Consider the following 26,656-nt stretch of genomic DNA (forward strand, 5'->3'; position numbering starts at 1 on the left):
GAGACAGCTATGAATCATCGTCGTGGGATCCGTTCCCTGTGCCGTGCCGCCCTGGCGGTTACTGCGCTCAGCCTCAGCAGCAGCTTGCTGGCGGCCGAAGAAGTGAAGATCGGTTTTCTGGTCAAGCAGGCCGAGGAGCCCTGGTTCCAGACCGAATGGGCGTTCGCCGAAAAGGCCGGTAAGGACAGGGGCTTCACGGTGATCAAGATCGCCGTGCCCGACGGCGAGAAGACCCTCTCGGCCATCGACAGCCTCGCCGCTAACGGCGCCAAGGGGTTTGTTATCTGCCCACCGGACGTGGCCCTCGGCCCGGCCATCGTGGCCAAGGCCAAACTCAACGGTTTGAAAGTCATTGCCGTGGACGACCGTTTTGTCGACGCCAACGGCAAGTTCATGGAAGACGTGCCGTACCTGGGCATGGCCGCGTTCGAAGTAGGCCAGAAGCAGGGCGCGGCGATGGCCGCTGAAGCCAAAAACCGCGGTTGGGACTGGAAAGACACCTATGCCGTGATCAACACCTACAACGAACTGGATACCGGCAAGAAACGCACCGACGGTTCGGTCGATGCCCTGAAGAAGGCCGGCATGCCGGAGGACCATATCCTCTATTCGGCGCTCAAGACCCTCGACGTACCCGGCAGCATGGACGCCACCAACTCAGCCCTGGTGAAACTGCCTGGCGAGGCCAAAAACCTGATCATCGGCGGCATGAACGACAACACGGTGCTGGGCGGTGTGCGCGCCACCGAAAGCGCCGGGTTCAAGGCGGCCAATGTGATCGGGATCGGCATCAACGGCACCGACGCCATTGGCGAGTTGAAGAAAGCCGACAGTGGTTTCTTCGGTTCGATGCTGCCAAGCCCGCACATCGAAGGCTACAAGACCGCCGAGATGATGTACGAGTGGATCACCACCGGCAAGGAGCCACCGAAATACACCGCCATGGACGAGGTGACGCTGATCACCCGGGAGAACTTCAAGCAAGAGCTGGAGAAGATCGGCCTGTGGAACTGACGGTCGGTTGATTCAAAAGCGGCCCTGGCCTGATGAGTGCCGGGGTCGCTTGATCTCTGTGAGTTCGAGGTGGTTATGCAAGCGCAAACAGCGACACAGCAACACAACATTGGCGCCAGCCTGCGGTTCAACGGGATTGGCAAGTCCTTCCCCGGTGTGCAGGCGCTGGACAACATCAGTTTCGTTGCCCATCCGGGGCAGGTCCATGCCTTGATGGGCGAGAATGGTGCGGGCAAGTCCACGTTGCTGAAGATCCTCGGCGGTGCCTATATCCCCAGCAGCGGCGACCTGCAGATTGGCGAGCAGACGATGGCCTTCAAAGGCACCGCCGACAGCATTGCCAGCGGTGTGGCGGTGATCCACCAGGAGCTGCATCTGGTGCCGGAAATGACCGTTGCCGAAAATCTGTTCCTGGGACACTTGCCGGCCCGTTTCGGCCTGGTCAATCGTGGGCAACTGCGCCAGCAGGCGCTGGTGCTGCTCAAAGGCCTGGCCGACGAAATCGACCCCCAGGAAAAAGTCGGTCGCCTGTCCCTCGGCCAGCGCCAACTGGTGGAAATCGCCAAGGCCTTGTCCCGTGGCGCTCATGTCATTGCCTTCGATGAACCCACCAGCAGCCTCTCGGCACGGGAGATCGACCGCCTGATGGCAATCATCACCCGCCTGCGGGACGAGGGCAAAGTGGTGCTGTATGTCAGTCACCGCATGGAAGAGGTGTTCCGCATCTGTAACGCGGTCACGGTGTTCAAGGACGGCCGTTACGTGCGTACCTTCGAGAACATGAGCGAGTTGACCCACGATCAGTTGGTCACCTGCATGGTCGGTCGCGACATCCAGGACATCTACGATTATCGCGCCCGCGAGTGCGGCGACGTGGCGTTGCAGGTCGAGGGGCTACTCGGCCCGGGCCTGCGTGAGCCGGTGAGTTTCCAGGTGCATAAAGGCGAAATCCTCGGCCTGTTCGGGCTGGTTGGCGCCGGTCGTACCGAGTTGCTGCGCCTGCTCAGTGGGCTGGAACGCCAGACTGGCGGGCGCCTGGTTCTGCATGACCACGAGTTGAAACTGCGTTCGCCCCGGGATGCCATCGCCGCTGGCGTATTGCTCTGCCCGGAGGATCGCAAGAAGGAAGGCATCATGCCCCTGGCCAGCGTCGGCGAGAACATCAACATCAGCGCTCGCGGCGCACATTCCACCCTGGGTTGCCTGTTGCGGGGCGACTGGGAGCGGGGTAACGCCGACAAGCAGATCAAGGCGCTGAAAGTGAAGACACCGTCGGCGGGTCAGAAAATCATGTACCTGTCTGGCGGCAACCAACAGAAGGCGATTCTCGGCCGCTGGCTGTCGATGCCGATGAAAGTCCTGCTGCTGGACGAGCCCACGCGCGGTATCGACATCGGCGCCAAGGCCGAGATTTATCAGATCATCCATAACCTGGCGGCCGACGGCATTGCGGTGATTGTGGTGTCCAGCGATCTGATGGAAGTGATGGGCATATCCGACCGAATCCTGGTGCTCTGCGAAGGGGTTATGCGTGGCGAGCTGCCGCGTGACCAGGCCAACGAATCCAACCTGCTGCAACTGGCGCTGCCACGCCAACGCGTTGCCGACGCGACGAACTGAGAGGTAAACATGACCATTCAAAACAATGCACTGCCAACGGCACGCAAACCCCTGGACCTGCGGCGTTTCCTGGACGATTGGGTCATGCTGCTGGCCGCTGTCGCGATCTTCGTGCTCTGCACCCTGATGATCGATAACTTCCTCTCGCCGCTGAACATGCGTGGCCTGGGCCTGGCGATTTCCACCACGGGTATTGCGGCCTGCACCATGTTGTATTGCCTGGCTTCCGGGCACTTCGACCTGTCGGTGGGCTCGGTGATTGCCTGTGCCGGTGTGGTCGCGGCGGTGGTGATGCGTGACACCAACAGCGTGTTCCTCGGCGTCAGCGCAGCGCTGGTGATGGGGCTGATCGTCGGGCTGATCAATGGCATCGTCATTGCCAAGCTGCGGGTCAATGCGTTGATCACCACGCTGGCGACCATGCAGATCGTCCGGGGCCTGGCCTACATCTTTGCCAATGGCAAGGCGGTGGGCGTGTCCCAGGAATCCTTCTTCGTGTTCGGCAACGGCCAATTGTTCGGTGTGCCGGTGCCGATCCTGATCACCATCGTCTGCTTCCTGTTTTTCGGCTGGCTGCTGAACTACACCACCTACGGGCGCAACACCATGGCCATCGGTGGCAACCAGGAAGCGGCGTTGTTGGCGGGGGTGAACGTTGATCGCACTAAGATCATCATCTTTGCCGTTCATGGTGTGATCGGTGCCCTGGCGGGTGTGATCCTGGCCTCGCGCATGACCTCAGGTCAGCCAATGATCGGCCAGGGCTTCGAACTGACCGTGATCTCGGCTTGCGTGTTGGGCGGGGTGTCGTTGAGCGGCGGTATCGGCATGATTCGCCATGTCATCGCCGGGGTGCTGATTCTGGCGATTATTGAAAACGCGATGAACCTGAAGAACATCGACACCTTCTACCAGTACGTCATTCGTGGCTCGATCCTGTTGCTGGCGGTGGTGATCGACCGAATGAAACAACGCTGAAATTCGCGCCGACCGGGCCGGCCGCAATCGCGAGCAAGCTTTGCTCCCACAGGTTTTTTGGACGAGTACAACGCCTGCGCACGACTCGGGAAAAACGGTGGGAGCGAGCCTGCTCGCGATGACGGCGGCACATTCAGCATCCCGGCAAGCTGACCCGCCGCTATCGCGAGCAAGCTTTGCTCCCACAGGTTTTTTGGGCGAATACAGCGCCTGAGCACGACTCGAAAAACTGTGGGAGCGAGCCTGCTCGCGATGACGGCGGCACATTCAGCATCCCTGCAAGCTGACCCGCCGCTATCGCGAGCAAGCTTTGCTCCCACGGGTTTTTGGGCGAGTACAACGCCTGCGCACGACTCGGAAAAACTGTGGGAGCGGGCTTGCTCGCGAAGGCGTCGACCCTGACACCGACGATCAACCGGCCTTGCGCAATGCTTCAACCAATTCCTGCTTGCGCATTTTCGAGCGCCCGGGAATGTTCTTCGCCCGGGCTTCTTTCATCAGGCTGTCCACAGTCTGGGCGCCATGAGAAGCCTGGCTGCTACGCGGATGACCTTCGCGGGTCTTGGCTGCGCGGCGGGCCGATTCCTTGCGGTCGGTTTTCTTTTGCGCGGCCGGTTTTGCCTTCCCCGACCCACCGGACCGTTCGCCACCGCCGGACTGCTTGTTCACCGTCGCCCAGGCACGTGCCTCGGCCTTGTCCTCGGGCACACCCTTTTTCTCGTAACTGGCTTCAATGTGTTCGGCTTTGCGCTTTTGCTCGGCCGTGTATTTGTCTTTGCTTCCACGAGGCATAAGAAATCTCTCCTCAAGTGTGTGAGCAGAGCCACCCGCCAGGCGCGCGTCGCTCGCTCCCTGGGGTTACTGGCTGGCGCCACCCTCGGAACCCGAACCGCCGGTAGTGGTTTTTGAACCCGTGCCGGTTTCGGCATTATCGGGGGCATTGGAGTTCGGCGTATTCATGCCGCCCTGACGACCCGCATCATTGCCCTGCACCCGCGGATCGGTGCCGTTGGCGGGAGGCTGACCATTGTTCAAGCCACCGCCGGTACCGTCGGTGTTCAACTTGGGCATGCCTTCGGTCGCGGGGGAATTGGGCGCCTGTACCGGATCGGTCGGCCCGGTGCCGTCGGTGGTCGCCGCGAAAGCCGCCGAAGACAGCAGTGTGGCGAATGTGAATGCAGTCAGCCTTGATGAGATCATGATGTCGCCTCCATTTTTCAGAATGCTTGCCTGATTTTGGGCTGTCCTGAATCCGGGTTGGTGCCTCGCAGGCGACGAATGGTACTGCAGGAACCGTCACTCAAAATTCGTCTTTGAGATGTGACGAGCGCAGCGTGGCGGCTTAGTATGGCGCTTTCAATTGGCTACAAGGCCCGTTCATGTCGATCCAGATTCGTCCTGCGCAACCCAGCGATGCGCCTCAAATCCTTGCCTTCATCACTGAACTTGCCGATTACGAAAAGGCCCGTCACGAAGTCATCGCCAGTGTGGCGGACATTCAGCGCAGCCTGTTCAGCGAAGGCTCCACCGCCCATGGACTGATCTGTCTGCGTGATGGCGTGCCAATCGGTTATGCGGTGTTTTTCTTCAGTTATTCCACGTGGCTTGGCAGCAACTGCCTGTACCTCGAAGACCTGTACATCACGCCTGACCAGCGCGGCGGCGGGGCGGGGAAGACGTTGCTGCGTCACCTGGCGAAAATTGCCTGTGATAACGATTGCGGTCGCTTCGAGTGGAGCGTGCTGGACTGGAATACGCCGGCAATCGAGTTTTACAAATCCCTCGGCGCGCAACCCCAGGAAGAGTGGGTGCGCTACCGGATGGACGGCAAGGTGCTACGGGATTTCGCCCAAGGCAACTGAGCGGTTCATGAGTACGCGGCGCCTGCGTACTCGGCAAACCCCGGCCGTTGTTCGAGTCGTTTGCAATAAGCGGCCACGGCCGGGTAGTTCGGGCGTTCCATGGGCGTCTGACGCCAGCGATGCACCGACAGACCGATGAGTACATCCGCGAGGGAAAAATCCGCACCGGCCACGTAGGCATCACTGCGTTTCAATTGATCCTCCAGCAACCCCATCTTTTCGTTCCAGCCTTTGATCCCCGCGGCGATGCGTTGAGGGTCTTGGCAATCCGGATCTTTGCGCACCAGCGCGTAAAACGGATAACCCCAAGACGGGTTGAGTTCGGTCGCTTGCCAATCCATCCACTGCTCAACGCGCGCCCGGGCGGCCGCTTCGACGGGCAGCAGATCGCTACTTCCATGCTTGCCCACCAAGTAGCGGCAAATGGTGTTGGACTCCCAGAGCACACCATTCTCATCAATGATCACGGGTACTTGGGCGTTGGGGTTGAGGGCCAGGAATTCAGGATCATGGGTCGAAGCAAAACCGATGCCCCAGTCCTCGCGTTCATAAGCGACGTCCAGTTCCTGGCAGGTCCACAGCACTTTTCTGACATTGATAGAGGAAGTGCGACCGAGGATTTTCAGCAGTTGTCCCATAACCATTTCCCTGAGTTCTAAGGCGTCTGGCAGAGAACGTAGCAGGATTCGCGGGCAAATGGCGATTGGCTTCGCAGATGATGCTTATGTCCCAATATATGGGAGTGATATTTATATATTGAGATTATGCCGCGCCCAGGTTTATAGTCCGTGCACTCACTGCCAAAAAACAAAACAGGTGAAACGGATGCAGGCGCAATTGATTGCGCTCGATTGGGGGACCACCTCATTACGGGCTTACAAACTCGCCGCCGGTGGCGAGGTGCTCGAACAGCGCTCGCTGTCGTCGGGGATCATGCAGTTGCCCACCGGGCCGCGAACCGTGGCCGGTCGGGTGTGCGTCGACGGTTTTGAACTGGCCTTCGACGAGGCGTGCGGCGATTGGCTCGACGCCCAGCCAGGCCTGCCTGTGATCGCCTGCGGTATGGTCGGCAGTGCCCAGGGCTGGTGTGAAGTGCCTTACTGCGACACGCCTGCCAATGTCGCCAATCTAGGACATTCCCTGCAAACCATTCGCAGTCTTCGCGGTGTCGATGTGCACATCGTGCCGGGCGTGATTCAGCGTTCACGCTTGCCCAATGTCATGCGCGGCGAAGAAACCCAGGTGCTCGGCGCCTTGCACAGCCTGCCGAACGAGTCGGTGCTGATCGGCCTGCCTGGAAGCCATTCGAAATGGGTGGAAGTGGCCAACGGCTGCATCGTGCATTTCGACACTTTCATGACCGGCGAGATCTTCGCCGTGCTCAGCGACCACAGCATTCTTGGCCGCACCCAACAACGCGGCACGGCGTTCGATAGCCTGGCTTTTGATCGTGGTGTGCAGGTGGCGTTGTCGGTAGACGGCCAGATCGGCCCGTTGTCTACCGTGTTCAGTGCCCGCAGTCTGGGCTTGACTGGCGAGCTTAATGCCGGCGCCCAGGCAGATTACCTTTCCGGTCTCCTGATCGGTCATGAACTGACGGCCCTGGCCACCGTGCAACGCCGTCGGCGCGACAGCATCCATCTGCCAACGGTCGTGCTGATCGGCAACTCCCAACTCTGTATTCGTTATCAACGGGCTCTCGACGCCTGCGGTTTTGCCCGGGTGACCCTGGCCGAACAGGCCACCGAACGTGGTTTGTGGCAACTGGCCGTGGCGGCCGGGCTGCTCGATTCCACCGCCCCCTGAACCTGACTGGAGGACTGACATGCTCACACAAGCACTGGCGCACAACGGGTTGATCGCGATCCTGCGTGGTCTGCGTCCCGACGAGGCGGCAGCTATTGGCGAGGTCCTGTACAGCGCCGGATTTCGTGTCATCGAAGTGCCGCTCAATTCCCCCGAGCCGTACGAAAGCATCCGCATCCTGCGCAGTACCTTGCCTGCCGATTGCCTGATCGGTGCCGGTACGGTGCTGACCCCGGAACAGGTCGAGCAGGTGAAAGCCGCTGGCGGCCAAGTGATCGTCATGCCCCATAGCGATCCGAAGGTGCTGCGTGCGGCGAAAGCGGCGGGCTTGTATCTGTCGCCAGGCGTCGCTACGCCCACCGAAGCCTTTGCCGCACTGGCCGAAGGCGCCCACGTGCTGAAGATGTTTCCCGCCGAGCAAATGGGCCCGGCGGTGGTCAAGGCCTGGCTCGCGGTATTGCCGGCCGGAACCGTGCTGGTGCCGGTGGGCGGGATTACCCCGGACAACATGGCGGTGTTCGTCGAAGCCGGTGTCAAGGGTTTCGGCCTCGGGTCCGGGCTGTTCAAACCGGGCCTGACAGCGGATGAAGTGGCGGTGCGCGCCAAGGCCTACGTGGCCGCATGGAATGCCTTGAACTGAAGACTTTTCCAGCGCCTCGTGCGCTGCATCTGACAAGAGAGACAACAAGATGAAAATCACCAAGCTGACCACGTTTATCGTTCCGCCGCGCTGGTGCTTCCTCAAGGTCGAGACCGACGAAGGTGTCACCGGCTGGGGTGAACCCGTGGTCGAAGGCCGCGCCCACACGGTGGCGGCTGCCGTTGAGGAATTGTCCGACTACCTGATCGGCAAAGACCCACGCAACATCGAAGACATCTGGACCGTGCTGTATCGCGGCGGCTTCTATCGGGGCGGGGCGATTCACATGAGCGCCCTGGCCGGTATCGACCAGGCGTTGTGGGACATCAAGGGCAAGGCCTTGGGCGTGTCAGTCAGCGATTTGCTCGGCGGTCAGGTGCGCGACAAGATCCGCGTGTATTCGTGGATCGGCGGCGACCGTCCGGCGGACACCGCCCGCGCGGCGAAAGAAGCCGTGGCGCGGGGGTTCACGGCAGTGAAGATGAACGGCACCGAAGAGCTGCAATTTCTCGACACCTTTGAAAAGGTCGACCTGGCCCTGGCCAACGTCGCGGCGGTCCGGGACGCAGTCGGGCCGAACGTCGGCATCGGCGTGGACTTCCACGGTCGGGTGCACAAGCCGATGGCCAAGGTGCTGATGAAGGAACTCGATCCGTACAAGCTGATGTTTATCGAAGAGCCGGTGCTCAGTGAAAACTACGAAGCCCTCAAGGAATTGGCGCCGCTGACCAGCACTCCGATTGCCCTGGGCGAGCGGTTGTTCTCGCGCTGGGATTTCAAACGGGTGCTCAGCGAGGGCTACGTGGACATCATCCAGCCGGATGCGTCCCACGCCGGTGGCATCACCGAAACCCGCAAGATCGCCAACATGGCCGAGGCCTACGACGTGGCGCTGGCGCTGCACTGCCCGCTGGGCCCCATTGCCTTGGCGGCGTGCCTGCAATTGGATGCGGTCTGCTACAACGCGTTCATCCAGGAGCAGAGCCTGGGCATCCACTACAACGAGAGCAACGACCTGCTGGATTACATCAAGGATCCGCAGGTGTTCGACTATGACAAGGGCTTCGTGAAAATCCCTAACGGTCCAGGCCTGGGCATCGAGATCAATGAGGAGTACGTCATCGAACGCGCCGCCATCGGCCACCGCTGGCGCAACCCGATCTGGCGGCATGCCGATGGCAGTTTTGCCGAGTGGTGAGTCACGCCTGATCACTCTGATAGGAATCCTTTCAGGAGCAAAAGACTCCTGTGGAACAAGGGGCTCTGTGGGAGCAAGGCCCTGTGGGAGCAAGGCTTGCTCCCACAGGGTCTTGCTCAATCCTTGCCGTATTCGACAAATATAAAAAAGAGGCACTCACATGCAAGCGCACACCCTGAGCGCGCAAGCGTCGTTGGTGACGCCCAGCCGCAAGCGTTTTTTCATCATGGTCCTGCTGTTTATCACCGTGGTGATCAACTACCTGGACCGCAGCAACCTCTCGATCGCCGCCCCCGCGCTGACCAGTGAGCTGGGCATCGATCCAATCCACGTCGGGCTGATTTTCTCGGCGTTCGGCTGGACCTACGCCGCCATGCAGATTCCGGGTGGCTGGCTGGTGGACCGGGTGCCCCCGCGTATTCTGTATAGCGTTGCACTGCTGCTGTGGTCAGTGGCCACGGTGATGCTCGGTTTTGCCGCCAGCTTCATCGCGTTGTTCGTCCTGCGCATGGCGGTGGGGGCTCTGGAAGCGCCGGCCTACCCGATCAATAGCCGCGTGGTGACCACCTGGTTTCCTGAGCGCGAACGGGCCACGGCCATTGGTTTCTACACCTCGGGACAGTTCGTCGGGCTGGCCTTCCTGACGCCGGTATTGGCCTGGCTGCAACACGCATTCGGTTGGCACATGGTGTTTGTCGCCACGGGTGCGGTGGGGATCATCTGGGCGGTGATCTGGTACGCGGTGTATCGCGAGCCGCGGGATTTCAAAGGGGTCAACGCCGCCGAAATCGAACTGATCCGCGAAGGCGGCGGGTTGGTGGATATCCAGGCCGATACAGCCAAGGCCAAGGCCAAGTTCAGTTGGGCGGACCTGGGGATCGTCCTGACCCAGCGCAAGCTGTGGGGCATTTACCTGGGCCAGTTCTGCTTGAATTCCACGCTGTGGTTTTTTCTGACATGGTTCCCGACGTACCTGGTGAAATATCGCGGCATGGACTTCATCAAGTCTGGCCTGTTGGCATCGTTGCCGTTCCTCGCGGCGTTCGTCGGTGTGTTGTGTTCCGGGTTCTTCTCCGACTGGTTGATCCGTCGCGGTTCCACGGTGGGGTTCGCCCGCAAGCTGCCGATCATCGGCGGGTTGCTGATCTCTACGGCGATCATCGGCGCCAACTTCGTTGAGTCGACACCGCTGGTGATCGCTTTCCTGGCCCTGGCGTTCTTCGGCAATGGCCTGGCGTCGATTACCTGGTCGCTGGTGTCGACCCTGGCGCCAGCGCGGCTGCTCGGGCTGACGGGTGGGGTGTTCAATTTCATCGGTAACCTGTCGGCCATCGCCACGCCCATCGTCATTGGTTTCCTCGCCAGCGGCGATTCGTTTGCCCCGGCCATCACCTACATCGCCGTGCTGGCGTTGATTGGCGCGCTGTCCTACATCCTGCTGGTGGGGAAGGTCGAGCGCATCGTGTTGTAGTCCGACGGGGCGGGCGACCATAATGCCGCCCGTTCCCCGCTCACTGTTGAAGGCCGGATATGCAGCAAGACGATCCAAAAATCACCAAGGACGCGGCGCCCACAGGCACCCAGACACTGCTGCGTGGTCTGGGTGTGGTTCAGGCGGTCGCCAGCGGCGCCCGGGACCTGAAGGAAATCGCCCGGTTGATCGGCACTACCCGCAGCACCACCCATCGCCTGGCCAGTTGCCTGGTGGATGAGCGCTACCTGCGCGTGGTGCCACAAGTGGGTTATCTGTTGGGGCCGAAGCTGATCGAACTGGGTTTTCAGGCCCGGGAAGAGTTGCCGCTGGTGAGTCTGGCGGGGCCGTACCTGGACGAGTTGTCGGCGCTTACCGGTGACACCGTCCACCTGGCGATTCGCGAGGGCGACGAGGTGTTGTACCTGCTGAAAAATCCGGGGCGCAATGGCCCGGAAATGCGTTCGCGCGTGGGCCATCGCATGCCGCTGGCGCGTACCGGGATCGGTAAGGCACTGATGCTCGATGATTCTCAGGAGCAATGGAAAAGGCTGTATGAAATCAGCTTGCCGGCGGGTGGGAAGAATCAGTTCTGGCCCCAGCATCAGGAGCAATCCTGGGAGCAGTTCCAGCAGCGGATGGTGGAGTATGTAGCCGGCGGTTATGCCTTCGATCTGGAAGACAACGAGCCGTCGATTCGTTGCGTGGCGGCGCCGATCCGAGACGCCGGCAAGCATATCGTCGCCGGTATCAGCATCGCCAGCACCGTACCGTATATGCCGCTGGAAAAAATGGCCGAGCTGATTCCCCTGGTCAAAGGGGTCACAGCCCGGCTGTCGGCGGAACTTGGCGCGAAGGTCTGACGAGCATCAGGCTTTGAGCGTCGCCATGTCGATGACGAAGCGATACTTCACGTCGCCTGCGATCATGCGGCTGTAGGCCTCGTTGATGTGGCGGATGTCGAGCATTTCAATGTCGCAACTGATGTTGTGTTCGGCGCAGAAATCCAGCACTTCCTGGGTTTCGGCAACACCGCCGATCAACGAACCGGCCAGGACCCGACGGCCCATGATCAGTTTTGCCGCGTGTACCGGCGGATCGATCGGCTCGACCAGACCCACCAGGATGTGCACACCGTTGAAACGCAAGGTGTCGAGGTAGGGGTTGAGGTCGTGCTGTACCGGAATGGTGTCCAACAGGAAGTTGAAATGCCCGGCGGCAGCGGCCATCTGCTCGTCGTCGGTGGACACGATCACATGGTCGGCGCCCTGGCGACGGGCCTCCTCAGCCTTGCTCGCCGAGCGGGTGAACAGTGTTACTTCTGCGCCCATGGCTTTGGCGAACTTGATGCCCATGTGGCCGAGGCCGCCCATGCCCAGCACGCCGACCTTGTCGCCGGCCTTCACGCCGTAGTGCTTGAGGGGCGAGTAGGTGGTGATGCCGGCGCAGAGAATCGGCGCGGCGCCGGCCGGGTCGAGTGCTTCCGGGATGCGCAGCACAAAGTGCTCGCTGACCACGATGCTGTTGGAGTAACCGCCCATGGTGTGACCGCCGCTCACACGGTCCGGGCTGGCGTAGGTCTGCGTCATGCCCTGGTAACAGTATTGCTCCAGGTCAGCCCGACAGGCTTCGCACTCGCGACAGGAGTCGACCATGCAGCCAACGCCGACCAGGTCGCCAATGTTATAGCGGGTGACATTCGCACCGACGGCGGTGACTTTTCCGACGATCTCATGGCCGGGCATCAACGGATAAACGGCAATGCCCCATTCATTGCGGGCCTGGTGGATGTCGGAATGGCATACGCCACAGTAGAGAATGTCGATCGCCACATCGTCGGCGCGCGGGCTGCGGCGTTCGAACTTCATCGGGGCGAGGGGAGTGGTGGGCGATTGGGCGGCATATCCGATAGCAGTGTACATAATGGACCTCGCTAAGCAGTGAACGGTGAGGTGGACCATTGTGGGAGTCATGTCGGTTCGCGGCGATGGCGATTCCTACGCGTGTCATGCCTATTCCTCCGACATTGGCTATGGTTTGATCCTACGAAGCATTAGACCTGCGATGATGCTTTCATCCCTTTTTTCGTGAAGCTTTTCCCATGTTGTTGACCCGTCATCTTGATGCCAATGCCACTTTGGTTTCGCTGATTGAACCCCTGGCGACCCGCGACGGATTCGTGCCCACGCAGTTGCCGGGCGTACAGGTGCTCAGGGCCAGCCAGGACGTCGCCCGTGGTCCACAACTCTACGAGCCGAGTCTGGTGATCATTGCCCAGGGCAGCAAACTGGCGTTCCTGGGGCCTCGCACGCTGGAGTACGGTGCAGGGCACTATTTGATCCAGGCGCTGCCGGTGCCGTTTGAATGTGAAACCTACGCCCTGCCCAATGCTCCGCTGCTGGGGGTTTCCGTGGCAATTGATCGGGCGATGCTAGGTGAGCTGGTGCTGGCCATGGGACTGGTGCCGGGGCGCAGCCTTGCACCGCAAACCCCGGAGTCCATGACGTGTGTGGTGCTCGATGACGCCATGCGTGGATGTGTCGAGCGCTTGTTGCACTGCCTGCACGATCCGCTGGAATGCCAGGTCATGGGGCGGGCGCGGTTGCGGGAGTTGCTGTTCGTCGCCTTGCGCGGGCCTCAGGCCGACGTGCTGCGCGCGCTGGTGGAGCAGCAAGGCCAGTTTGCCCGGATTGCCGCGGCCTTGAGTCATTTGCATGCGCACTTCACCGAGCCGCTGAACGTCGAGACGCTGGCCAGTTGCGCGAACATGAGTGCTTCGACCTTCCATGAACATTTCAAACGCAGCACGCTGTTGTCGCCGGTGCAGTACCTCAAGCGACTGCGCCTGCTCAAGGCTCAGCGGTTGCTGCTGATCGAGGGCATGGGCGTGGCCCAGGTTGCGCATCAGGTGGGGTATCAGAGTTCGTCGCAGTTCAGCCGGGAGTACAAGCGTTACTTCGAGCGCAGTCCGGGGGAGGAGCGCGTGGCGTGATCCACTCAGGATTCCTTGTGGGAGCGAGCCTGCTCGCGATAGCGGTTTATCATTCAAGATGAATGTCGACTGACACACCGCTATCGCGAGCAGGCTCGCTCCCACATGGGGTCGGTGTGGTTGTCAGAGTCGCAGGCAACAAAAAGGCCCCCATGTCGGGAGCCTTGATGTTCAGCGAATCGGCTTACATGTTCGGGTAAGTCGGCCCGCCAGCGCCTTCCGGCGAAACCCATGTGATGTTCTGTGCAGGGTCCTTGATGTCACAGGTCTTGCAGTGAACACAGTTCTGGGCGTTGATCTGGAAGCGCTTCTCGCCATCTTCCTGGGTCACCACTTCGTACACCCCGGCCGGGCAATAGCGTTGAGCCGGTTCGTCGTACAGCGGCAGGTTCTTGCTGATCGGGATGCTTGGGTCGGTCAGCTTCAGGTGGCAGGGCTGTTCTTCTTCATGGTTGGTACCGGAGATGAACACCGAGCTGAGTTTGTCGAAGCTGATCTTGCCGTCCGGTTTCGGGTAGTCGATCTTCTTGCAGTCAGCCGCCAGTTTCAGGCAGGCATAGTCTGGCTTGTTGTCATGCAGGGTGAAGGGCAGCTTGCCGGCGAAGATGTTCTGGTCGAGCCAGTTGAAGCCGCCGCCGATGATAGCGCCGTACTTGTGGATCGCCGCGCCGAAGTTGCGGCTGGCGAACAACTCTTCATACAGCCAGCTGGCCTTGAACGCGTCAACGTAGGAAGTCAGTTCATCCGCGCCTTCGGAGCCCGCGAACAGCGAATCGGCCACCGCATCAGCGGCGAGCATGCCGGACTTCATGGCGGTGTGGCTGCCCTTGATCTTGGCGAAGTTCAGGGTGCCGAGGTCGCAACCGATCAGCGCGCCGCCCTTGAAAACCATTTTTGGCAGCGAATTCAGACCGCCCTTGCAGATGGCGCGGGCGCCGTAGCTGACACGCTTGCCGCCTTCCAGGTACTGCTTGAGCACCGGGTGATGCTTGAGGCGCTGGAACTCATCGAACGGCGACAGGAAAGTGTTGCTGTAGGACAGGTCGACGATCAGGCCGACCACCACCTGGTTGTTTTCCAGGTGATAAAGGAAAGAGCCGCCGGTATTTTCGCTGCCCATGATGTCCAGCGGCCAGCCGGCGGTGTGCACCACCAGGCCGGGTTGGTGCTTGGCCGGGTCGATTTCCCAGATTTCCTTCAGGCCGATGCCGTAGTGCTGGGCATCGGCGTCGCTGTCCAGGTTGAAGCGCTTGATCAGTTGCTTGCCGATATGACCACGGCAGCCTTCGGCGAACAGCGTGTATTTGCCGCGCAGCTCCATGCCAGGGGTGTAGAGGCCTTCCTTCGGCTTGCCTTCGCGGTCGACACCCAGGTCGCCGGTAATGATCCCGCGTACTACGCCGTTCTCGTCGAACAGCGCTTCCTGGGCGGCGAAGCCCGGGTAGATTTCCACGCCCAGGTTCTCGGCCTGCTGGGCCAGCCAGCGGCACAGGTTGCCCAGGGAAATAATATAGTTGCCTTCGTTGTGCATGGTCTTGGGCACAAAGAAGTCAGGGATTTTGCTCGCGGTCTCGGCGTTTCTCAGGACATAAATATCATCGCGCACAACCTCCGTGTTCAGCGGGGCACCGAGCGCTTTCCAGTCCGGGAACAGTTCGTTCAGGGCGCGGGGTTCGAATACCGCGCCGGAAAGAATGTGCGCACCGACTTCGGAGCCTTTTTCGACCACGCAGACGCTGATTTCCTTACCGGCTTCGGCGGCCTTCTGTTTCAGTCGGCAAGCGGCAGACAGGCCAGCGGGGCCGGCACCGACGATGACCACGTCGAATTCCATGTATTCGCGTTCCACAGGCTATCTCCTACTCAAGGCTCAACAGTTTTTTCTAATTGGAGGTTTGGCGTTGCATCCATGATCTGCTTCGCGAAATCGACGAAAGCGGCGATGAATGACCCGCGGTTCTCTCTTAAGCGGCGCATTATATCTACACCACTCTCAGGGTCCAATACAAACGTTTGTTTGAAATAGCCGCAGGCCAGATAAATCACTGACGTACGGCTTATGACTGACCATTTTGCCGTATTGACCGGAATGGGCGTTCCGGTCAAGATACGGGCGGTTTTGCGCTCGCCGTAGGCTGACTGTTGGTTCCAAGAGCACCTCTAAAGACAGGGCGAAGGCAGCACAAAGTGACGTATTGCGTGGTTCGGACGCGCAGTTTACACGCCGCGATAATGAATGACTCGTCGGTCATCACTGACTAACGGTCTTCACTCCCGTGAGCAAGGTCATGTGTGGTTCATGCCGGCGTTTTTAGAGGTGCCCTTGCGCCCATGAGCATCAACCGCCAGGTTCGCCTAGGCGACTTTCTTTTCACCGGAGAGTAACGAGGAATCCATGAAGGTTCTTGTAGCTGTCAAACGAGTGGTCGACTATAACGTCAAGGTTCGCGTCAAGGCGGACAACTCCGGCGTCGACCTCGCCAACGTCAAGATGTCGATGAACCCTTTCTGCGAAATCGCCGTAGAAGAAGCCGTACGCCTGAAAGAAAAAGGCGTGGCGACTGAGATCGTCGTCGTCTCCATCGGCCCGACTACCGCCCAGGAGCAACTGCGCACCGCGCTGGCGCTGGGTGCTGATCGCGCCATCCTCGTCGAATCCGCCGAAGACCTGACTTCCCTGGCCGTGGCCAAGCTGCTCAAGGCCGTTGTCGACAAGGAACAGCCACAGCTGGTGATCCTTGGCAAACAAGCCATCGACAGCGACAACAACCAGACCGGCCAGATGCTCGCGGCATTGAGCGGCTACGGTCAGGGCACGTTCGCGTCCAAGGTTGAAGTGTCCGGCGACAGCGTTGCCGTGACTCGCGAAATCGACGGTGGCGCGCAGACGGTTTCCCTGAAACTGCCGGCCATCGTCACCACCGACCTGCGTTTGAACGAGCCGCGCTACGCGTCCCTGCCAAACATCATGAAAGCCAAGAAGAAGCCGCTTGAAGTGCTGACTCCTGACGCTTTGGGCGTTTCCACCGCCTCCACCAACAAGACCCTCAAAGTTGAAGCGCCGGCTGCACGCAGCGCGGGCATCAAGGTCAAGTCGGTGGCTGAACTGGTCGAGAAACTGAAAAACGAAGCGAAGGTGATCTGATCATGACTATCCTCGTAATCGCCGAACACGATAACAAGGCGCTGGCTCCGGCTACGCTGAACACCGTTGCTGCTGCCGCTAAAATCGGTGGCGATATTCACGTGCTGGTTGCTGGCCAGGGCGTCGGCGCCGTGGCTGAAGCCGCTGCGAAAATCGCTGGCGTGGCAAAAGTGCTGTCGGCCGACAACGCGGCCTATGCGCACCAGTTGCCGGAAAACGTCGCTCCGCTGGTAACCGAACTGGGCAACGGCTACAGCCACATCCTGGCTGCCGCCACGTCCAACGGCAAAAACATCTTGCCGCGCGTTGCCGCTGCACTGGACGTCGACCAGATCTCCGAGATCATCTCGGTGGAAAGCGCCGACACCTTCAAGCGCCCGATCTATGCCGGTAACGCCATTGCTACCGTGCAATCCAATGCGGCGGTCAAGGTCATCACCGTACGTGCTACCGGTTTCGACCCGGTTGCCGCCGAAGGTGGTTCGGCTGCCGTTGAAGCGGTGGGTGCAGCCCATGACGCCGGTATCTCCAGCTTCGTCAACGAAGAACTGGCCAAGTCCGATCGTCCGGAGCTGACCGCTGCCAAGATCGTCGTTTCCGGCGGGCGTGGCATGCAGAACGGTGACAACTTCAAGCACCTGTACGCCCTGGCCGACAAGCTGGGTGCTGCTGTCGGCGCTTCCCGCGCCGCGGTCGACGCAGGTTTTGTACCCAACGACATGCAGGTCGGCCAGACCGGCAAGATCGTTGCGCCACAGCTGTACATCGCCGTCGGTATCTCCGGCGCGATCCAGCACCTGGCCGGCATGAAAGACTCCAAGGTGATCGTCGCGATCAACAAGGACGAAGAAGCGCCGATCTTCCAGGTGGCCGACTATGGCCTGGTAGCGGACTTGTTCGAAGCCATCCCTGAGCTGGAGAAGCTGGTCTAAACCGGCGTCTTCACTTATAAAGAGCCCGGCCCTTTGGCCGGGTTTTTTATTATCTGCACGTTGTTGTCACTGCAAGGGGAGCATATCGCCATGGATCTTCGCCGTTTGGCTGGCGTGTCGTTACTGTGGGCGTTGGCTGTCGTGCCAGGTCTGTCTGTCGCCGCCGGCAAATGTGAACGCCTGATCGCCACCGGTAGCCCGGATGCGCCGCCCTACCTGTGGCAAGACCCCCAGGATCCCAAGCACCTGATCGGCGCCGGTGCCGACCTGCTGGCGCAAGTGGCGGCGGAACTGGGGATCAAGATTGAACTGCTCTATGCGGGTAAGCGCGCCCAGGCACTCGACGAAGTGCGCAGCGGACGCATGGACCTGCTCGTCGACGCCCCACTGACAAGGAGCGGGCTTGAGGCCCTGGACTACGTTCATCCGCCCCAGCTGAAAAATGATTACCTGGTTTGGACCCGCAAGGATTCGACACTGCTCGTCAATCAAGCCGAGGACCTTCATGGCCATCCCGGGGCGCTGTCGCAGAAGGCGCGAATGACCCAGGCATTCGGCATTTTTGCCGAGCAGCAATTGTCCCTGACCCGTACACCCAACCTGACTGAAGCCTTTCAGAAACTGCTGCTGGGGGAGGTGGAGTATGTCCTGGCAGGGCGATACTCGGGCCTGGCGATGGCCCAGGCATTGGGCATGGCCAATGACCTGCAGGCCGCGCCGCAACCGGTAGATACCCCGGGGCTGTTCCTCGCGGTTTCCCATAACTCCGCCTGCAATGACCCATGGTTGCGCGGACAGCTGGCGCAAAAGATGACAGAATTGGCCGCGTCCGGCCTGACGGAGGCTGTGTTGCAGCGCAATACCGAGCGTTGGAAAACACAGTTGCAGCCACCTGTCGGTGCCCCAAAACAGTAGGGAACATTAGTGACTATTCGACCTCTTTTCGCTGCCCTGGCCGTTCTGGCTCTGGCGGGTTGCGCAGCCGATCCGGCGCCGAATGAACAGATCCGCCTGACCGAACAGGCCCTGGAACAAGCCCGGGCCGTGGGCGCCACATCCGAAGAAGTGCCTGAGTTGAAACTCGCCGAAGAAAAGTTCGCCCGCGCCAGTTCAAACATGGCCGACGAGTCGTTCAAGAAGGCACGCATGCGCGCCGAGCAAGCCGAACTGGATGCACGCCTGGCCGAAGCGAAGGTGCTGACGCTCAAGAGCGAGGAACAACTGAACGTGCTCAACACCCGCATCGAGCGTTTGCGCAAACAGCTGAGGGATGATGCCCAATGAAGCAGTCCCAAGTATTTGGCGGCCTGATCCTCGCGGGCCTGGCCAGCTTGTACGGTTGCGCGGGTCAGCGCAGCGAAGTGGCGCTGGAAAAGGCGGGTGCCGACTTCCAGAAGGTCAAAGAAGATTCCAATGTATTGCGTGCCGCGCCCAAGGACGTGATCCGCGCCGGCGAGTCCCTGGCCCGGGCCGATCGCCTGTCCAGCTACTGGGGCAGCGGTGAGGATGTGCTGCATTACGCCTACCTGAGCCAGCGTTACAGTGCGATTGCCCGTGAGCACAGCAACCAGGTGCTCAACGAAGAGCGCGCGGCGAAGCTCGAACTGGAACGCCAGCGCCTGCAACTGGCCCTGCGCGAGTCCAAGCTGCTGAGCGTCCAGCAACAGGGCAAGTGGCTGGAAGAGCAGATCATGGCGATGGCGACCACTCAGACCGATCGCGGCCTGGTGATGACGCTCGGTGACGTGCTGTTCGACACCGGCCAAGCGCAGTTGAAGAACTCGGCCAACCGGGTTGTGCTCAAGATCGTGCAATTCTTGCAGCTCAACCCCAAGCGTGTGGTGCGTATTGAAGGTTACACCGACAGCACCGGCGGCAAGCAGGAAAACCTCAAGCTGTCCCGTAACCGGGCCCAAGCGGTGGCGGATGTGCTGGTGGACTTGGGGATCGACGAAAAGCGTATCCATGTCGAAGGCTACGGTGATGAGTTCCCGGTGGACGTCAACGCTTCCGAGCGTGGTCGGGCACAGAACCGTCGCGTTGAAATTGTGTTCTCCGACGAGAAAGGTCAGCTCGGCGCCGCCCGCTAGGGGCTGCGTTGCTGGAAAGCCCGGCCCCTTTAGAGGCGCCGGGTTTTTTTTGGCCTGCGGATCAGTGATTAATGAGTACAGTTGGGGCTATCACTGCACTGTACGGTCGAGTAATCTGGCAACTGTCCCAGTACACTTCTAAACTGTTCCGGTATTGTCACTCACAAGAATAAAATGCCCGTGAAATCGAGTGCTGCGTCATGACCAACCTCTTGCTCTATCAACGTATTGCCCAACAATTGGCTGAAGACATCCGGCGTGGTGTGTACCAGCCCGGTGAGCGTGTGCCTTCGGTGCGCAAGATGAGCTCACAGCTCAATGTCAGCCATGCGACGGTGCTGCAGGCCTACGCCAACCTTGAAGATCAGGGGCTGATCCGCGCGCGGCCACAATCGGGTTACTACGTGCACCAAACCCCGGCCCTGACGGCACCGACGCCGGACATCGCCCGGGTCGAGCGCCCGGGGCTGGTCACGCGCAGCAGCATCATTCAGCAGGTATTGGTCGAGTCACGCCGCGAAGGGGTATTTCCCCTGGGAGCGGCGGTGCCAAGTGTCGACTACCTGCCTGTACGGGCCCTGCACCAGCAATTGGCGAAGGTGACGCGCTTCCACAGCCCGCGGGCGTTCAGCTACATGTTCAGCCCGGGCTTCGAGCCCTTGCGGCGCCAGGTGGCGATACGCATGCGCGATGCTGGCGTCGTTGTGGATCCCTCGGAGGTAGTCATTACCCACGGCTGCGTGGATGCGCTGCAAATGTCCTTGCGTGTGCTGACCCGGCCAGGAGACCTGATCGCCGCCGAGTCACCCACCTACTACGGCCTGCTGCAATTGGCGGATCTGCTGGGCCTCAAGGTCATCGAGATCCCCAGCGACCCGGTCACCGGCATGAGCCTGGAAGCCCTGCAACTGGCGGCCAACCAGTGGTCGATCAAGGCGTTGGTGCTGACCACGCGCTTGAGCAATCCCCTCGGCGGGACGATGCCCGAGGAGCGGCAAAAGCAACTGTTGCGCCTGGCTTCGGATTTCGACATCCAGATCGTCGAAGACGATATTTACGGCGAGTTGATGTTCGAACAGGGTCGCACCAAGGCGCTCAAGGCCTATGACCGGTTGGACCGGGTCATCTACTGTTCGAGTTTTTCCAAGACATTGTCGCCAGGCGTGCGTATCGGCTGGATGATCGCTGGCAAGTTCCAGCAGGAAATCCAGCGGCTCCAGACCTTCAGCACGCACTCGGCGTGCAGCGTCACGCAGATGGGCATCGCGGCGTACCTGGAAAATGGCGGCTATGACCGGCACTTGCGTTATATCCGCCAGGAGTACCGCAAAAACCTCAGCGCCTTTCAGTTGGCAGTGCAGCAATACTTTCCCGAGGGCACACAAATGAGCCGTCCCACCGGCGGTTTCATTCTGTGGGTCAGCCTGCCAGGGCGGGTCAACACCCAGGAGTTGCATGTGCGGGCGCTGCAGCAAGGTATCAGCATTGCGCCAGGCTTGATTTTCAGTAACACCGAGCAGTTCAACCACTGCATCCGCCTGAATTGCGGTACGCCTTGGAACCGTGAGGCCGAACGGGCCTTGATGACGCTAGGCCTGCTGGCCACCCAACTGTGCCAGGAGACTGCCAGCGGTTTTTGATAGAAACGGGTGGACCCGGTCTGATGTGCTTGTCAGCGACGGATTAACAAGCGAGCATGGGGATCTCTGTCGTAAGTGCCGTAGTGTCTATGAAAGCCATTGCTCCTGCCGCCTGGGTTTTGATCGGCCTGTTGACTGCCTTCCATTCGGAAGGTGTCGTGGCTGCGTCGGCGCAGGAGAAGCCGGCCGCCAGCGCCACTAAAAACACCTCGAAAAAAAAACCGGCTGTTGTTAAAAAAACGCCTGTAAAAAAAGCCGCAGCGGCGAAGAAAAAACGTGCCCCTGTCGCCTCCAAGAGCAAATCTGCCCGCGAGGTCGCCAAGACCCGGTTACCGCCGGCCAAGCTGGATTTGAGCCTGCCTCAAGACCTGGTTGAGAATCTGCAGCCTCCGGGTGCGGTGCCGTTACCCAAGCGTGAACCTTTATTGCCGTCCATGTTTGGAGAAAAGCCGGGACCGTTTCAACTCAATGGCCGTTTGCTGAGCAATGAAATGCAACTGCCGCTGCGCAATCAAGAGCGCAATGAAGTGGAAGGCGCGGCGCTGGAGTTCGAATTCAAGCAGTAATCCTGTGCAGCGCGTCGCTGACTGTATGGTCACCCTGTTGTGATAGAAAAAACACCTGAACGGTAATTTAAAACGAGTGTTTTAGCCGTTACCCTGTATCTGTTACCAATCATTACTTGTCGTGAGGATGTCGTCGTCATGAAATGCCGTGAAGGCTGTGGCGCCTGCTGCATCGCCCCTTCCATCAGTTCGCCGATTCCGGGTATGCCCCAAGGCAAACCGGCGGGAGAACGTTGCGTGCAGTTGTCGGTCGATAATCTGTGCCGGATCTTCGGCCAGCCGGAGCGGCCGATGGTGTGCTCGGCGTTCGAGGCCGACATCGAAGTCTGTGGCAACAGCACTGAAGACGCCATCCGGCTGATCGGTTGGTGGGAGCAAATCACGGCAGCGTAATGGGGCAAGTCCGGAACTTCGACAACAAGGAAAACAATTATGGGTTCGCTGCATCGTATGGCTGTGTTGTGTGGTTTGACCGTGTTGCTGGCAACGGCAACCGCCCAGGCAGAAGACTGGAAAGTCGCCAAGGAAGAGGACGGCATCAAGGTTTCACTCAGTGAAGTGGCCGGTTCCAAGTATAAGGCCTACCAAGGCGTGACCGTCATGAAAACCACCATGGCCAAGCTGCAAGCGCTTCAGGAGGACGTTTCGGCCGCCTGTGCCTGGATTCACGAATGCAAAAGCCAGGAGTTGCTCAAGCATGAAGGTGACCAGAGCTGGACCTACACCCAGTTCAACACGCCCTGGCCGGTTACCCCGCGGGACTCGGTGTTGCAAGTGACCACCGTCAAAGGTGCCGATGGCAGCCTGACCCGCAACCTCAAAGGTGTGCCAACCTATTTGCCTGAAAAAAAGGGCTTTGTGCGGGTCACTCAAGTCGACGGCTTCTGGAAATTCACGCCCAAGGACGCCGGTCAGATCGAAGTGATCTACCAGGTCCACACCGAACCGGGTGGCGATGTTCCTTCCTGGCTGGCCAACAAATTCGTGGTGGATGCGCCGTTCAACACCTTGAAGGCCTTGAAAGAACTTGCCGAAAAATAATCGTCGGCGCTGCATGAAAAAACCGCCTGTGAGGCGGTTTTTTTATGCGTGCCGTCCAACGCCTGAGTGGAACGATTGTTCAGCCCTCAATGTCGAGATAAAGGTAAGCCTGGCCCTGAATCGATCAAGGAGACACCGATGCAAAAGTGGGAAATCACTTTCGTTGATGACCACGGCGAAGCCATCGCCGAGCGGTTCGACTATGACCAGGAGCCCACCATGGAGCAGGCTGCCCAATTGATTCGGCAAAAGCTGCTTCCCGTTCCCGCCAAGCTTGATCTCAATGACCTGGAGGGTCGCACCGCAGACCCCACCGTCAAGAATCTCAAGTCCCAGCACAGTATAGAAATCATCAGCATTACACCGATTTCATGAAGTCACTGCCTGGCCCCGCTTGGCAGTGACCACGACTTACGGCTACTCTGCAATTGAGATCAGCGAAAGGATCGCTTAGGTCCGGTCTTGTCAGCTACATGCTTGTGTCCCGACGGTAATTTGATGCCGTATCGCTGCAACCCAAGGGTTGCCCGCACGGGAAGACGGAAAGTCTATCCATCGGTTTGAGGAGGACGTTTCATGAGCACAGCCTATCAAGAAGACATCAGCACCAGCGTGCTTCGCCGCATGAAAGAAGGCGGTTTCGATTTCTCACAATTTCATCCCATCGAGTTCTACGCCATTTTCCCGGATGAGGAGCGGGCGCGCAGGGCAGCAGGTCAATTTCGGGGTGAGTCATTGAATGCACAGATCAGCGCACGGGACGACGGCGCCTGGTCATTGGAGTTGAGCCGGGTGATGTACGCCACCTACGATGACATTGGAGACTTCGAACAAAACTTCGAAGCGGTGGTGGAGCCTTTGGGCGGCATCATCGAAGGTTGGGGTGTCAAACAGGAAATACGGCGTCTGCACGCCTGACAACTCATTCACGCAACCGAGCAACGGCTGACCTATGTGTCGGCCGTTTTCATAAGGTGTGCTCCTACAAGGTCACCTCAGCCACAAAACCGACTTCATGGGGCCAACGGCTGTTTACGCCCCGCCATGTGCTTGAGATACCCCACCAGCAGATCCAGCTCCGAATCCGGCAGCACCGTGGCCGAGAACCCCGGCATCTTCCCTTGGGGCCAGCGACGCAGGCTTTGTGGGTCGCGGATATAGCGCTTGAGGAAATCCCCGGAAAAGTACTCGGTAGGATTGAAGGGGATGTTCAGATCCGGGCCAAACTGCGCGTCGCCTGCGCCGTTGAGCCGATGGCAAGCCAGGCAGTTTTTCTGGAACAGTTCGAAGCCCTTATAGACTGGATCATCCTGGGACACCGTGGACGCTGGCAGCAGGGCAGGGAAGCGCTCGGCTACCGCTGACAGGCGCTTGATGGTTGCCACCGCGTACGGCCATTGTTCGGGGCTGATGTGACCTGCCTGGGGGTTGGTCCAGACCAGGTAGAACGGCCCGGCGCTACCCTTGCCTTCACCCAGCGGGGGCCAGGGTTGGGCTGGGTTTTCAATCGCCAGCCAAGCTCGAGCACCGTTTGTGTTAAGTAACGGTGCTGCGGGCAATTCGGCGGCAAATCCGTCCAGCGCCACGGCCTGGAGATGGTCGTCGGGCTCGACGCCAGTCAACAGCGCTGTCAGCGGCACGGCGCGATAATTCATCGGTTTTTTGTAGGAAACATCTTCAGCGATCTGGATCGTTCGGGCTTCCGGGTGCTGGAGCAGTTCTTCGGTCTGCCAGGTGCGAGCAGTCGTGCCCAGCTCCAGCACCAGCTGCGCGGCAAACAAGGGCGTGCTGAGCAGCAACGCCCCGAACACAATGAGAGCTTTCACGAGTATCGTCTTCCATGTCGAGGGAGTGCCGCAAAGGTTGGCACAGCCACCGCGGCTCGAACAGCGAACGCGTCACATTTTTTGACGATGCAAGCGCTACCGCTTGCTGATGATACAGGCTCCCGCGCGCAGGATTCAGCCGATCACCTTGGTGATATTCGGCACAATCAACAGCAGCGTCGTGGCGAAGAGAATGAGTCCGGCTTGGCGAACTTTCGAATGTTTGAACATGGCTGACCCGCCTTTTTTGTTATTTCCTGAGGCCAGCCTGCATATCTCCTGACGGCTGGCGTTGCACTTCCTGTCTGACAAGCGCCTCGGCAAAACCCGACGACTATCTTGTACAAGGATTACATTAGGGGCCGCAGCCGCCTTGGCTTAGATCCAATTCGTATCAGTTTGCTTCTGTCTGCTCTTAAAAAGATATGAGGCCTAGTGCCACCTTCGTGAAGGCCCTTTTGCTAGACACTTTGCTCACCTGAATCGGTTAACCCGATAGCATGCTACCGTTCGTCTGAGCGTGGCCGTCAACGTCGTTGAGCACTGCGGTCATTGAATCCCGCGCCGCTGGGCTTATGGTTGGAGCCATTGCATTGTCCCAGTGGTTTGAGGATGTCATGACCGAAGCTTTGATTTTCGACGCATTACGCACCCCCCGTGGCAAGGGCAAGGCCGATGGCGCTTTGCACAGCGTCAAGCCGGTGAATCTGGTGGGCGGCCTGCTCAATGCCCTGCAGCAGCGTATGGGCCTGGACACCAGTCAGGTAGACGACATTGTGCTCGGTTGCGTGACGCCGATAGGTGATCAGGGCGCCGACATCGCCAAGACCGCCGCGCTGATCGCTGACTGGGATGTCAGCGTGGCAGGCGTGCAGCTCAACCGGTTCTGCGCCTCGGGCCTGGAGGCGGTGAACCTGGCGGCCATGAAAGTGCGCTCCGGGTTCGAGGATCTGGTGGTGGCCGGAGGTGTCGAATCCATGTCTCGCGTGCCCATGGGCAGCGACGGCGGCGCTTGGGCGCTGGATCCCCAATCCAACCTGCAGGGCCACTTCACGCCTCAGGGCATCGGCGCCGACCTGATCGCAACTTTGGAGGGCTTCAGTCGCGAGGACGTCGATGCGTTCGCGTTGCACTCCCAGCAAAAGGCCGCCCGGGCCCGAGCCGACGGCTCGTTCAACAAATCCCTGGTGGCGGTGCGGGATCAGAATGGCATCGTGCTGCTGGATCATGACGAATTCATCCGCGCTGACTCGACCCTGGAGGGCCTGGGCAAGCTCAAGCCGAGTTTCGAAGCCATGGGCCAGATGGGCTTCGACGCTACGGCGCTGCGGGTCTACAGCCATGTGGAACGGATCCACCATGTCCACACGCCGGGCAACAGTTCCGGCATCGTCGATGGGGCGGCGCTGATGCTGATCGGTTCCGAAGCCAAGGGGCAGGCGCTGGGGTTGCAACCGCGGGCGCGGATTGTCGCCACGGCTGTCACCAGCACCGACCCGACCATCATGCTCACCGGCCCGGCGCCGGCTACTCGCAAAGCTCTGGTCAAGGCTGGGCTGCGGGTGGAGGACATCGACCTGTTCGAAGTCAACGAAGCCTTCGCCTCGGTGGTGCTCAAGTTCATCAAGGACATGGCCATCGACCCCGCCAAGGTCAACGTCAACGGCGGCTCCATCGCCATGGGGCATCCCTTGGGGGCTACAGGCTGCGCAATCCTCGGCACCTTGCTTGATGAGTTGGAGGCGCGTCGCCTGCGCTATGGCCTGGCGACCCTGTGTGTCGGCGGCGGCATGGGCATTGCCACCGTTATCGAACGTCTCTGAGCCCCGACTTCA

General features: G+C 60.0%; 28 protein-coding genes. 22 read left to right on the forward strand and 6 right to left on the reverse strand.

Translation table 11 applies throughout. The features are described from left to right. Positions 1-9: 9 nt before the first annotated feature. The 3 genes from MA884_RS24090 to araH all read left to right on the forward strand — a co-directional run bounded on the left by MA884_RS24090 (position 10) and on the right by araH (position 3,612). Entirely contained in the window at positions 10-1,014 is a 1,005-nt protein-coding gene (locus tag MA884_RS24090; protein WP_256232860.1) for a substrate-binding domain-containing protein, read from the forward strand. A gap of 75 nt (positions 1,015-1,089) precedes the next feature. Further along, the gene (gene araG / locus MA884_RS24095) at positions 1,090-2,634 is read left to right on the forward strand and encodes an L-arabinose ABC transporter ATP-binding protein AraG (RefSeq protein WP_256232861.1); all 1,545 of its coding nucleotides are present in this window, start codon (positions 1,090-1,092) and stop codon (positions 2,632-2,634) included. Positions 2,635-2,643: 9 nt separating this feature from the next. Beyond that, positions 2,644-3,612 (forward strand): L-arabinose ABC transporter permease AraH, encoded by a 969-nt coding sequence (gene araH / locus MA884_RS24100; RefSeq protein WP_256232862.1) that lies wholly within the window; start codon positions 2,644-2,646, stop codon positions 3,610-3,612. Between the two features lie 411 nt (positions 3,613-4,023). Here the strand turns inward: araH and MA884_RS24105 are convergent, their stop codons facing one another. Beyond that, positions 4,024-4,404, reverse strand: a complete 381-nt coding sequence (locus MA884_RS24105; protein ID WP_256232863.1) for a Rho termination factor N-terminal domain-containing protein — start codon at positions 4,402-4,404, stop codon at positions 4,024-4,026. Positions 4,405-4,470: 66 nt separating this feature from the next. Then, positions 4,471-4,812 carry a hypothetical protein gene (locus tag MA884_RS24110; protein ID WP_256232864.1) on the reverse strand — a complete coding sequence of 114 codons (342 nt, stop codon included), beginning with the start codon at positions 4,810-4,812 and terminating at the stop codon, positions 4,471-4,473. Between the two features lie 179 nt (positions 4,813-4,991). On the opposite strand from MA884_RS24110, the gene MA884_RS24115 reads away from it, so the two are divergent. Then, on the forward strand, positions 4,992-5,474 hold the full coding sequence (locus tag MA884_RS24115; protein ID WP_256232865.1) for a GNAT family N-acetyltransferase: 483 nt from the start codon (positions 4,992-4,994) through the stop codon (positions 5,472-5,474). A gap of 5 nt (positions 5,475-5,479) precedes the next feature. Here the strand turns inward: MA884_RS24115 and MA884_RS24120 are convergent, their stop codons facing one another. After that, complete coding sequence (locus MA884_RS24120; protein WP_256232866.1) at positions 5,480-6,112, reverse strand: glutathione S-transferase family protein; 633 nt, start codon at positions 6,110-6,112, stop codon at positions 5,480-5,482. Between the two features lie 187 nt (positions 6,113-6,299). Between MA884_RS24120 and MA884_RS24125 the strand changes: the two genes are divergently transcribed. The 5 genes from MA884_RS24125 (at position 6,300) to MA884_RS24145 (ending at position 11,452) form a co-directional block, all read left to right on the forward strand. Next, entirely contained in the window at positions 6,300-7,280 is a 981-nt protein-coding gene (locus MA884_RS24125) for a 2-dehydro-3-deoxygalactonokinase (RefSeq protein WP_256232867.1), read from the forward strand. Between the two features lie 19 nt (positions 7,281-7,299). Next, complete coding sequence (locus MA884_RS24130; RefSeq protein WP_256232868.1) at positions 7,300-7,920, forward strand: 2-dehydro-3-deoxy-6-phosphogalactonate aldolase; 621 nt, start codon at positions 7,300-7,302, stop codon at positions 7,918-7,920. A gap of 49 nt (positions 7,921-7,969) precedes the next feature. Continuing rightward, positions 7,970-9,118 (forward strand): galactonate dehydratase, encoded by a 1,149-nt coding sequence (gene dgoD / locus MA884_RS24135; RefSeq protein WP_003179439.1) that lies wholly within the window; start codon positions 7,970-7,972, stop codon positions 9,116-9,118. A gap of 160 nt (positions 9,119-9,278) precedes the next feature. Further along, positions 9,279-10,589, forward strand: a complete 1,311-nt coding sequence (locus MA884_RS24140; protein WP_256232869.1) for an MFS transporter — start codon at positions 9,279-9,281, stop codon at positions 10,587-10,589. Between the two features lie 59 nt (positions 10,590-10,648). Then, positions 10,649-11,452, forward strand: coding sequence for an IclR family transcriptional regulator (locus tag MA884_RS24145; protein ID WP_092399999.1), 804 nt, complete (start codon positions 10,649-10,651; stop codon positions 11,450-11,452). Between the two features lie 6 nt (positions 11,453-11,458). Here the strand turns inward: MA884_RS24145 and MA884_RS24150 are convergent, their stop codons facing one another. After that, the gene (locus MA884_RS24150) at positions 11,459-12,511 is read right to left on the reverse strand and encodes an NAD(P)-dependent alcohol dehydrogenase (RefSeq protein ID WP_256232870.1); all 1,053 of its coding nucleotides are present in this window, start codon (positions 12,509-12,511) and stop codon (positions 11,459-11,461) included. Positions 12,512-12,690: 179 nt separating this feature from the next. On the opposite strand from MA884_RS24150, the gene MA884_RS24155 reads away from it, so the two are divergent. Then, the gene (locus tag MA884_RS24155; protein WP_256232871.1) at positions 12,691-13,581 is read left to right on the forward strand and encodes an AraC family transcriptional regulator; all 891 of its coding nucleotides are present in this window, start codon (positions 12,691-12,693) and stop codon (positions 13,579-13,581) included. A 184-nt stretch (positions 13,582-13,765) separates the two neighbouring features. Here MA884_RS24155 and MA884_RS24160 read toward each other — a convergent pair whose 3' ends face one another. Next, a complete protein-coding gene (locus MA884_RS24160) occupies positions 13,766-15,430 on the reverse strand; it encodes an electron transfer flavoprotein-ubiquinone oxidoreductase (protein ID WP_256232872.1) in 1,665 nt (554 codons plus the stop codon). 546 nt (positions 15,431-15,976) lie between these two features. On the opposite strand from MA884_RS24160, the gene MA884_RS24165 reads away from it, so the two are divergent. The 11 genes from MA884_RS24165 to MA884_RS24215 all read left to right on the forward strand — a co-directional run bounded on the left by MA884_RS24165 (position 15,977) and on the right by MA884_RS24215 (position 23,913). Continuing rightward, entirely contained in the window at positions 15,977-16,726 is a 750-nt protein-coding gene (locus MA884_RS24165) for an electron transfer flavoprotein subunit beta/FixA family protein (RefSeq protein WP_007908338.1), read from the forward strand. Positions 16,727-16,728: 2 nt separating this feature from the next. Beyond that, positions 16,729-17,658: an electron transfer flavoprotein subunit alpha/FixB family protein gene (locus tag MA884_RS24170; protein ID WP_256232873.1), complete on the forward strand. Its 930-nt coding sequence runs from the start codon at positions 16,729-16,731 to the stop codon at positions 17,656-17,658. 90 nt (positions 17,659-17,748) lie between these two features. Next, positions 17,749-18,573 (forward strand): ABC transporter substrate-binding protein, encoded by an 825-nt coding sequence (locus MA884_RS24175; RefSeq protein ID WP_256232874.1) that lies wholly within the window; start codon positions 17,749-17,751, stop codon positions 18,571-18,573. Positions 18,574-18,582: 9 nt separating this feature from the next. Then, entirely contained in the window at positions 18,583-18,942 is a 360-nt protein-coding gene (locus tag MA884_RS24180) for a DUF4398 domain-containing protein (RefSeq protein ID WP_256232875.1), read from the forward strand. After that, positions 18,939-19,748: an OmpA family protein gene (locus tag MA884_RS24185; RefSeq protein ID WP_256232876.1), complete on the forward strand. Its 810-nt coding sequence runs from the start codon at positions 18,939-18,941 to the stop codon at positions 19,746-19,748. Before MA884_RS24180 ends, MA884_RS24185 begins: the two co-directional genes overlap by 4 nt. A 200-nt stretch (positions 19,749-19,948) precedes the next feature. Continuing rightward, on the forward strand, positions 19,949-21,388 hold the full coding sequence (locus MA884_RS24190) for a PLP-dependent aminotransferase family protein (RefSeq protein WP_256232877.1): 1,440 nt from the start codon (positions 19,949-19,951) through the stop codon (positions 21,386-21,388). Between the two features lie 89 nt (positions 21,389-21,477). Next, positions 21,478-21,954 carry a translation initiation factor 2 gene (locus MA884_RS24195; RefSeq protein ID WP_256232878.1) on the forward strand — a complete coding sequence of 159 codons (477 nt, stop codon included), beginning with the start codon at positions 21,478-21,480 and terminating at the stop codon, positions 21,952-21,954. A gap of 138 nt (positions 21,955-22,092) precedes the next feature. Beyond that, positions 22,093-22,347, forward strand: a complete 255-nt coding sequence (locus MA884_RS24200) for a YkgJ family cysteine cluster protein (protein ID WP_256232879.1) — start codon at positions 22,093-22,095, stop codon at positions 22,345-22,347. Between the two features lie 39 nt (positions 22,348-22,386). Continuing rightward, complete coding sequence (locus MA884_RS24205) at positions 22,387-22,995, forward strand: START domain-containing protein (protein WP_256232880.1); 609 nt, start codon at positions 22,387-22,389, stop codon at positions 22,993-22,995. Between the two features lie 138 nt (positions 22,996-23,133). Then, positions 23,134-23,370, forward strand: a complete 237-nt coding sequence (locus MA884_RS24210; protein WP_256232881.1) for a hypothetical protein — start codon at positions 23,134-23,136, stop codon at positions 23,368-23,370. A 201-nt stretch (positions 23,371-23,571) separates the two neighbouring features. Continuing rightward, the gene (locus MA884_RS24215) at positions 23,572-23,913 is read left to right on the forward strand and encodes a ribonuclease E inhibitor RraB (protein ID WP_047228234.1); all 342 of its coding nucleotides are present in this window, start codon (positions 23,572-23,574) and stop codon (positions 23,911-23,913) included. A gap of 95 nt (positions 23,914-24,008) precedes the next feature. Here the strand turns inward: MA884_RS24215 and MA884_RS24220 are convergent, their stop codons facing one another. Beyond that, entirely contained in the window at positions 24,009-24,821 is an 813-nt protein-coding gene (locus tag MA884_RS24220) for a cytochrome c (protein WP_256232882.1), read from the reverse strand. A 617-nt stretch (positions 24,822-25,438) separates the two neighbouring features. Between MA884_RS24220 and MA884_RS24225 the strand changes: the two genes are divergently transcribed. Next, positions 25,439-26,644 (forward strand): acetyl-CoA C-acetyltransferase, encoded by a 1,206-nt coding sequence (locus MA884_RS24225; RefSeq protein ID WP_256232883.1) that lies wholly within the window; start codon positions 25,439-25,441, stop codon positions 26,642-26,644. Positions 26,645-26,656 lie beyond the last annotated feature (12 nt).

Origin of the sequence: Pseudomonas sp. Q11 (genome assembly GCF_024494355.1) — a bacterium.
GTDB classification, from domain to species: domain Bacteria; phylum Pseudomonadota; class Gammaproteobacteria; order Pseudomonadales; family Pseudomonadaceae; genus Aquipseudomonas; species Aquipseudomonas hefeiensis.

Coding starts and splice junctions, on each gene's coding strand:
- MA884_RS24090 (WP_256232860.1), top strand. CDS start 10: ATGAATCATCGTCGTGGGATCCGTTCCCTGTGCCGTGCCGCCCTGGCG.
- araG (WP_256232861.1), top strand. CDS start 1,090: ATGCAAGCGCAAACAGCGACACAGCAACACAACATTGGCGCCAGCCTG.
- araH (WP_256232862.1), top strand. CDS start 2,644: ATGACCATTCAAAACAATGCACTGCCAACGGCACGCAAACCCCTGGAC.
- MA884_RS24105 (WP_256232863.1), bottom strand. CDS start 4,404: ATGCCTCGTGGAAGCAAAGACAAATACACGGCCGAGCAAAAGCGCAAA.
- MA884_RS24110 (WP_256232864.1), bottom strand. CDS start 4,812: ATGATCTCATCAAGGCTGACTGCATTCACATTCGCCACACTGCTGTCT.
- MA884_RS24115 (WP_256232865.1), top strand. CDS start 4,992: ATGTCGATCCAGATTCGTCCTGCGCAACCCAGCGATGCGCCTCAAATC.
- MA884_RS24120 (WP_256232866.1), bottom strand. CDS start 6,112: ATGGGACAACTGCTGAAAATCCTCGGTCGCACTTCCTCTATCAATGTC.
- MA884_RS24125 (WP_256232867.1), top strand. CDS start 6,300: ATGCAGGCGCAATTGATTGCGCTCGATTGGGGGACCACCTCATTACGG.
- MA884_RS24130 (WP_256232868.1), top strand. CDS start 7,300: ATGCTCACACAAGCACTGGCGCACAACGGGTTGATCGCGATCCTGCGT.
- dgoD (WP_003179439.1), top strand. CDS start 7,970: ATGAAAATCACCAAGCTGACCACGTTTATCGTTCCGCCGCGCTGGTGC.
- MA884_RS24140 (WP_256232869.1), top strand. CDS start 9,279: ATGCAAGCGCACACCCTGAGCGCGCAAGCGTCGTTGGTGACGCCCAGC.
- MA884_RS24145 (WP_092399999.1), top strand. CDS start 10,649: ATGCAGCAAGACGATCCAAAAATCACCAAGGACGCGGCGCCCACAGGC.
- MA884_RS24150 (WP_256232870.1), bottom strand. CDS start 12,511: ATGTACACTGCTATCGGATATGCCGCCCAATCGCCCACCACTCCCCTC.
- MA884_RS24155 (WP_256232871.1), top strand. CDS start 12,691: ATGTTGTTGACCCGTCATCTTGATGCCAATGCCACTTTGGTTTCGCTG.
- MA884_RS24165 (WP_007908338.1), top strand. CDS start 15,977: ATGAAGGTTCTTGTAGCTGTCAAACGAGTGGTCGACTATAACGTCAAG.
- MA884_RS24170 (WP_256232873.1), top strand. CDS start 16,729: ATGACTATCCTCGTAATCGCCGAACACGATAACAAGGCGCTGGCTCCG.
- MA884_RS24175 (WP_256232874.1), top strand. CDS start 17,749: ATGGATCTTCGCCGTTTGGCTGGCGTGTCGTTACTGTGGGCGTTGGCT.
- MA884_RS24185 (WP_256232876.1), top strand. CDS start 18,939: ATGAAGCAGTCCCAAGTATTTGGCGGCCTGATCCTCGCGGGCCTGGCC.
- MA884_RS24190 (WP_256232877.1), top strand. CDS start 19,949: ATGACCAACCTCTTGCTCTATCAACGTATTGCCCAACAATTGGCTGAA.
- MA884_RS24195 (WP_256232878.1), top strand. CDS start 21,478: ATGAAAGCCATTGCTCCTGCCGCCTGGGTTTTGATCGGCCTGTTGACT.
- MA884_RS24200 (WP_256232879.1), top strand. CDS start 22,093: ATGAAATGCCGTGAAGGCTGTGGCGCCTGCTGCATCGCCCCTTCCATC.
- MA884_RS24205 (WP_256232880.1), top strand. CDS start 22,387: ATGGGTTCGCTGCATCGTATGGCTGTGTTGTGTGGTTTGACCGTGTTG.
- MA884_RS24210 (WP_256232881.1), top strand. CDS start 23,134: ATGCAAAAGTGGGAAATCACTTTCGTTGATGACCACGGCGAAGCCATC.
- MA884_RS24215 (WP_047228234.1), top strand. CDS start 23,572: ATGAGCACAGCCTATCAAGAAGACATCAGCACCAGCGTGCTTCGCCGC.
- MA884_RS24225 (WP_256232883.1), top strand. CDS start 25,439: ATGACCGAAGCTTTGATTTTCGACGCATTACGCACCCCCCGTGGCAAG.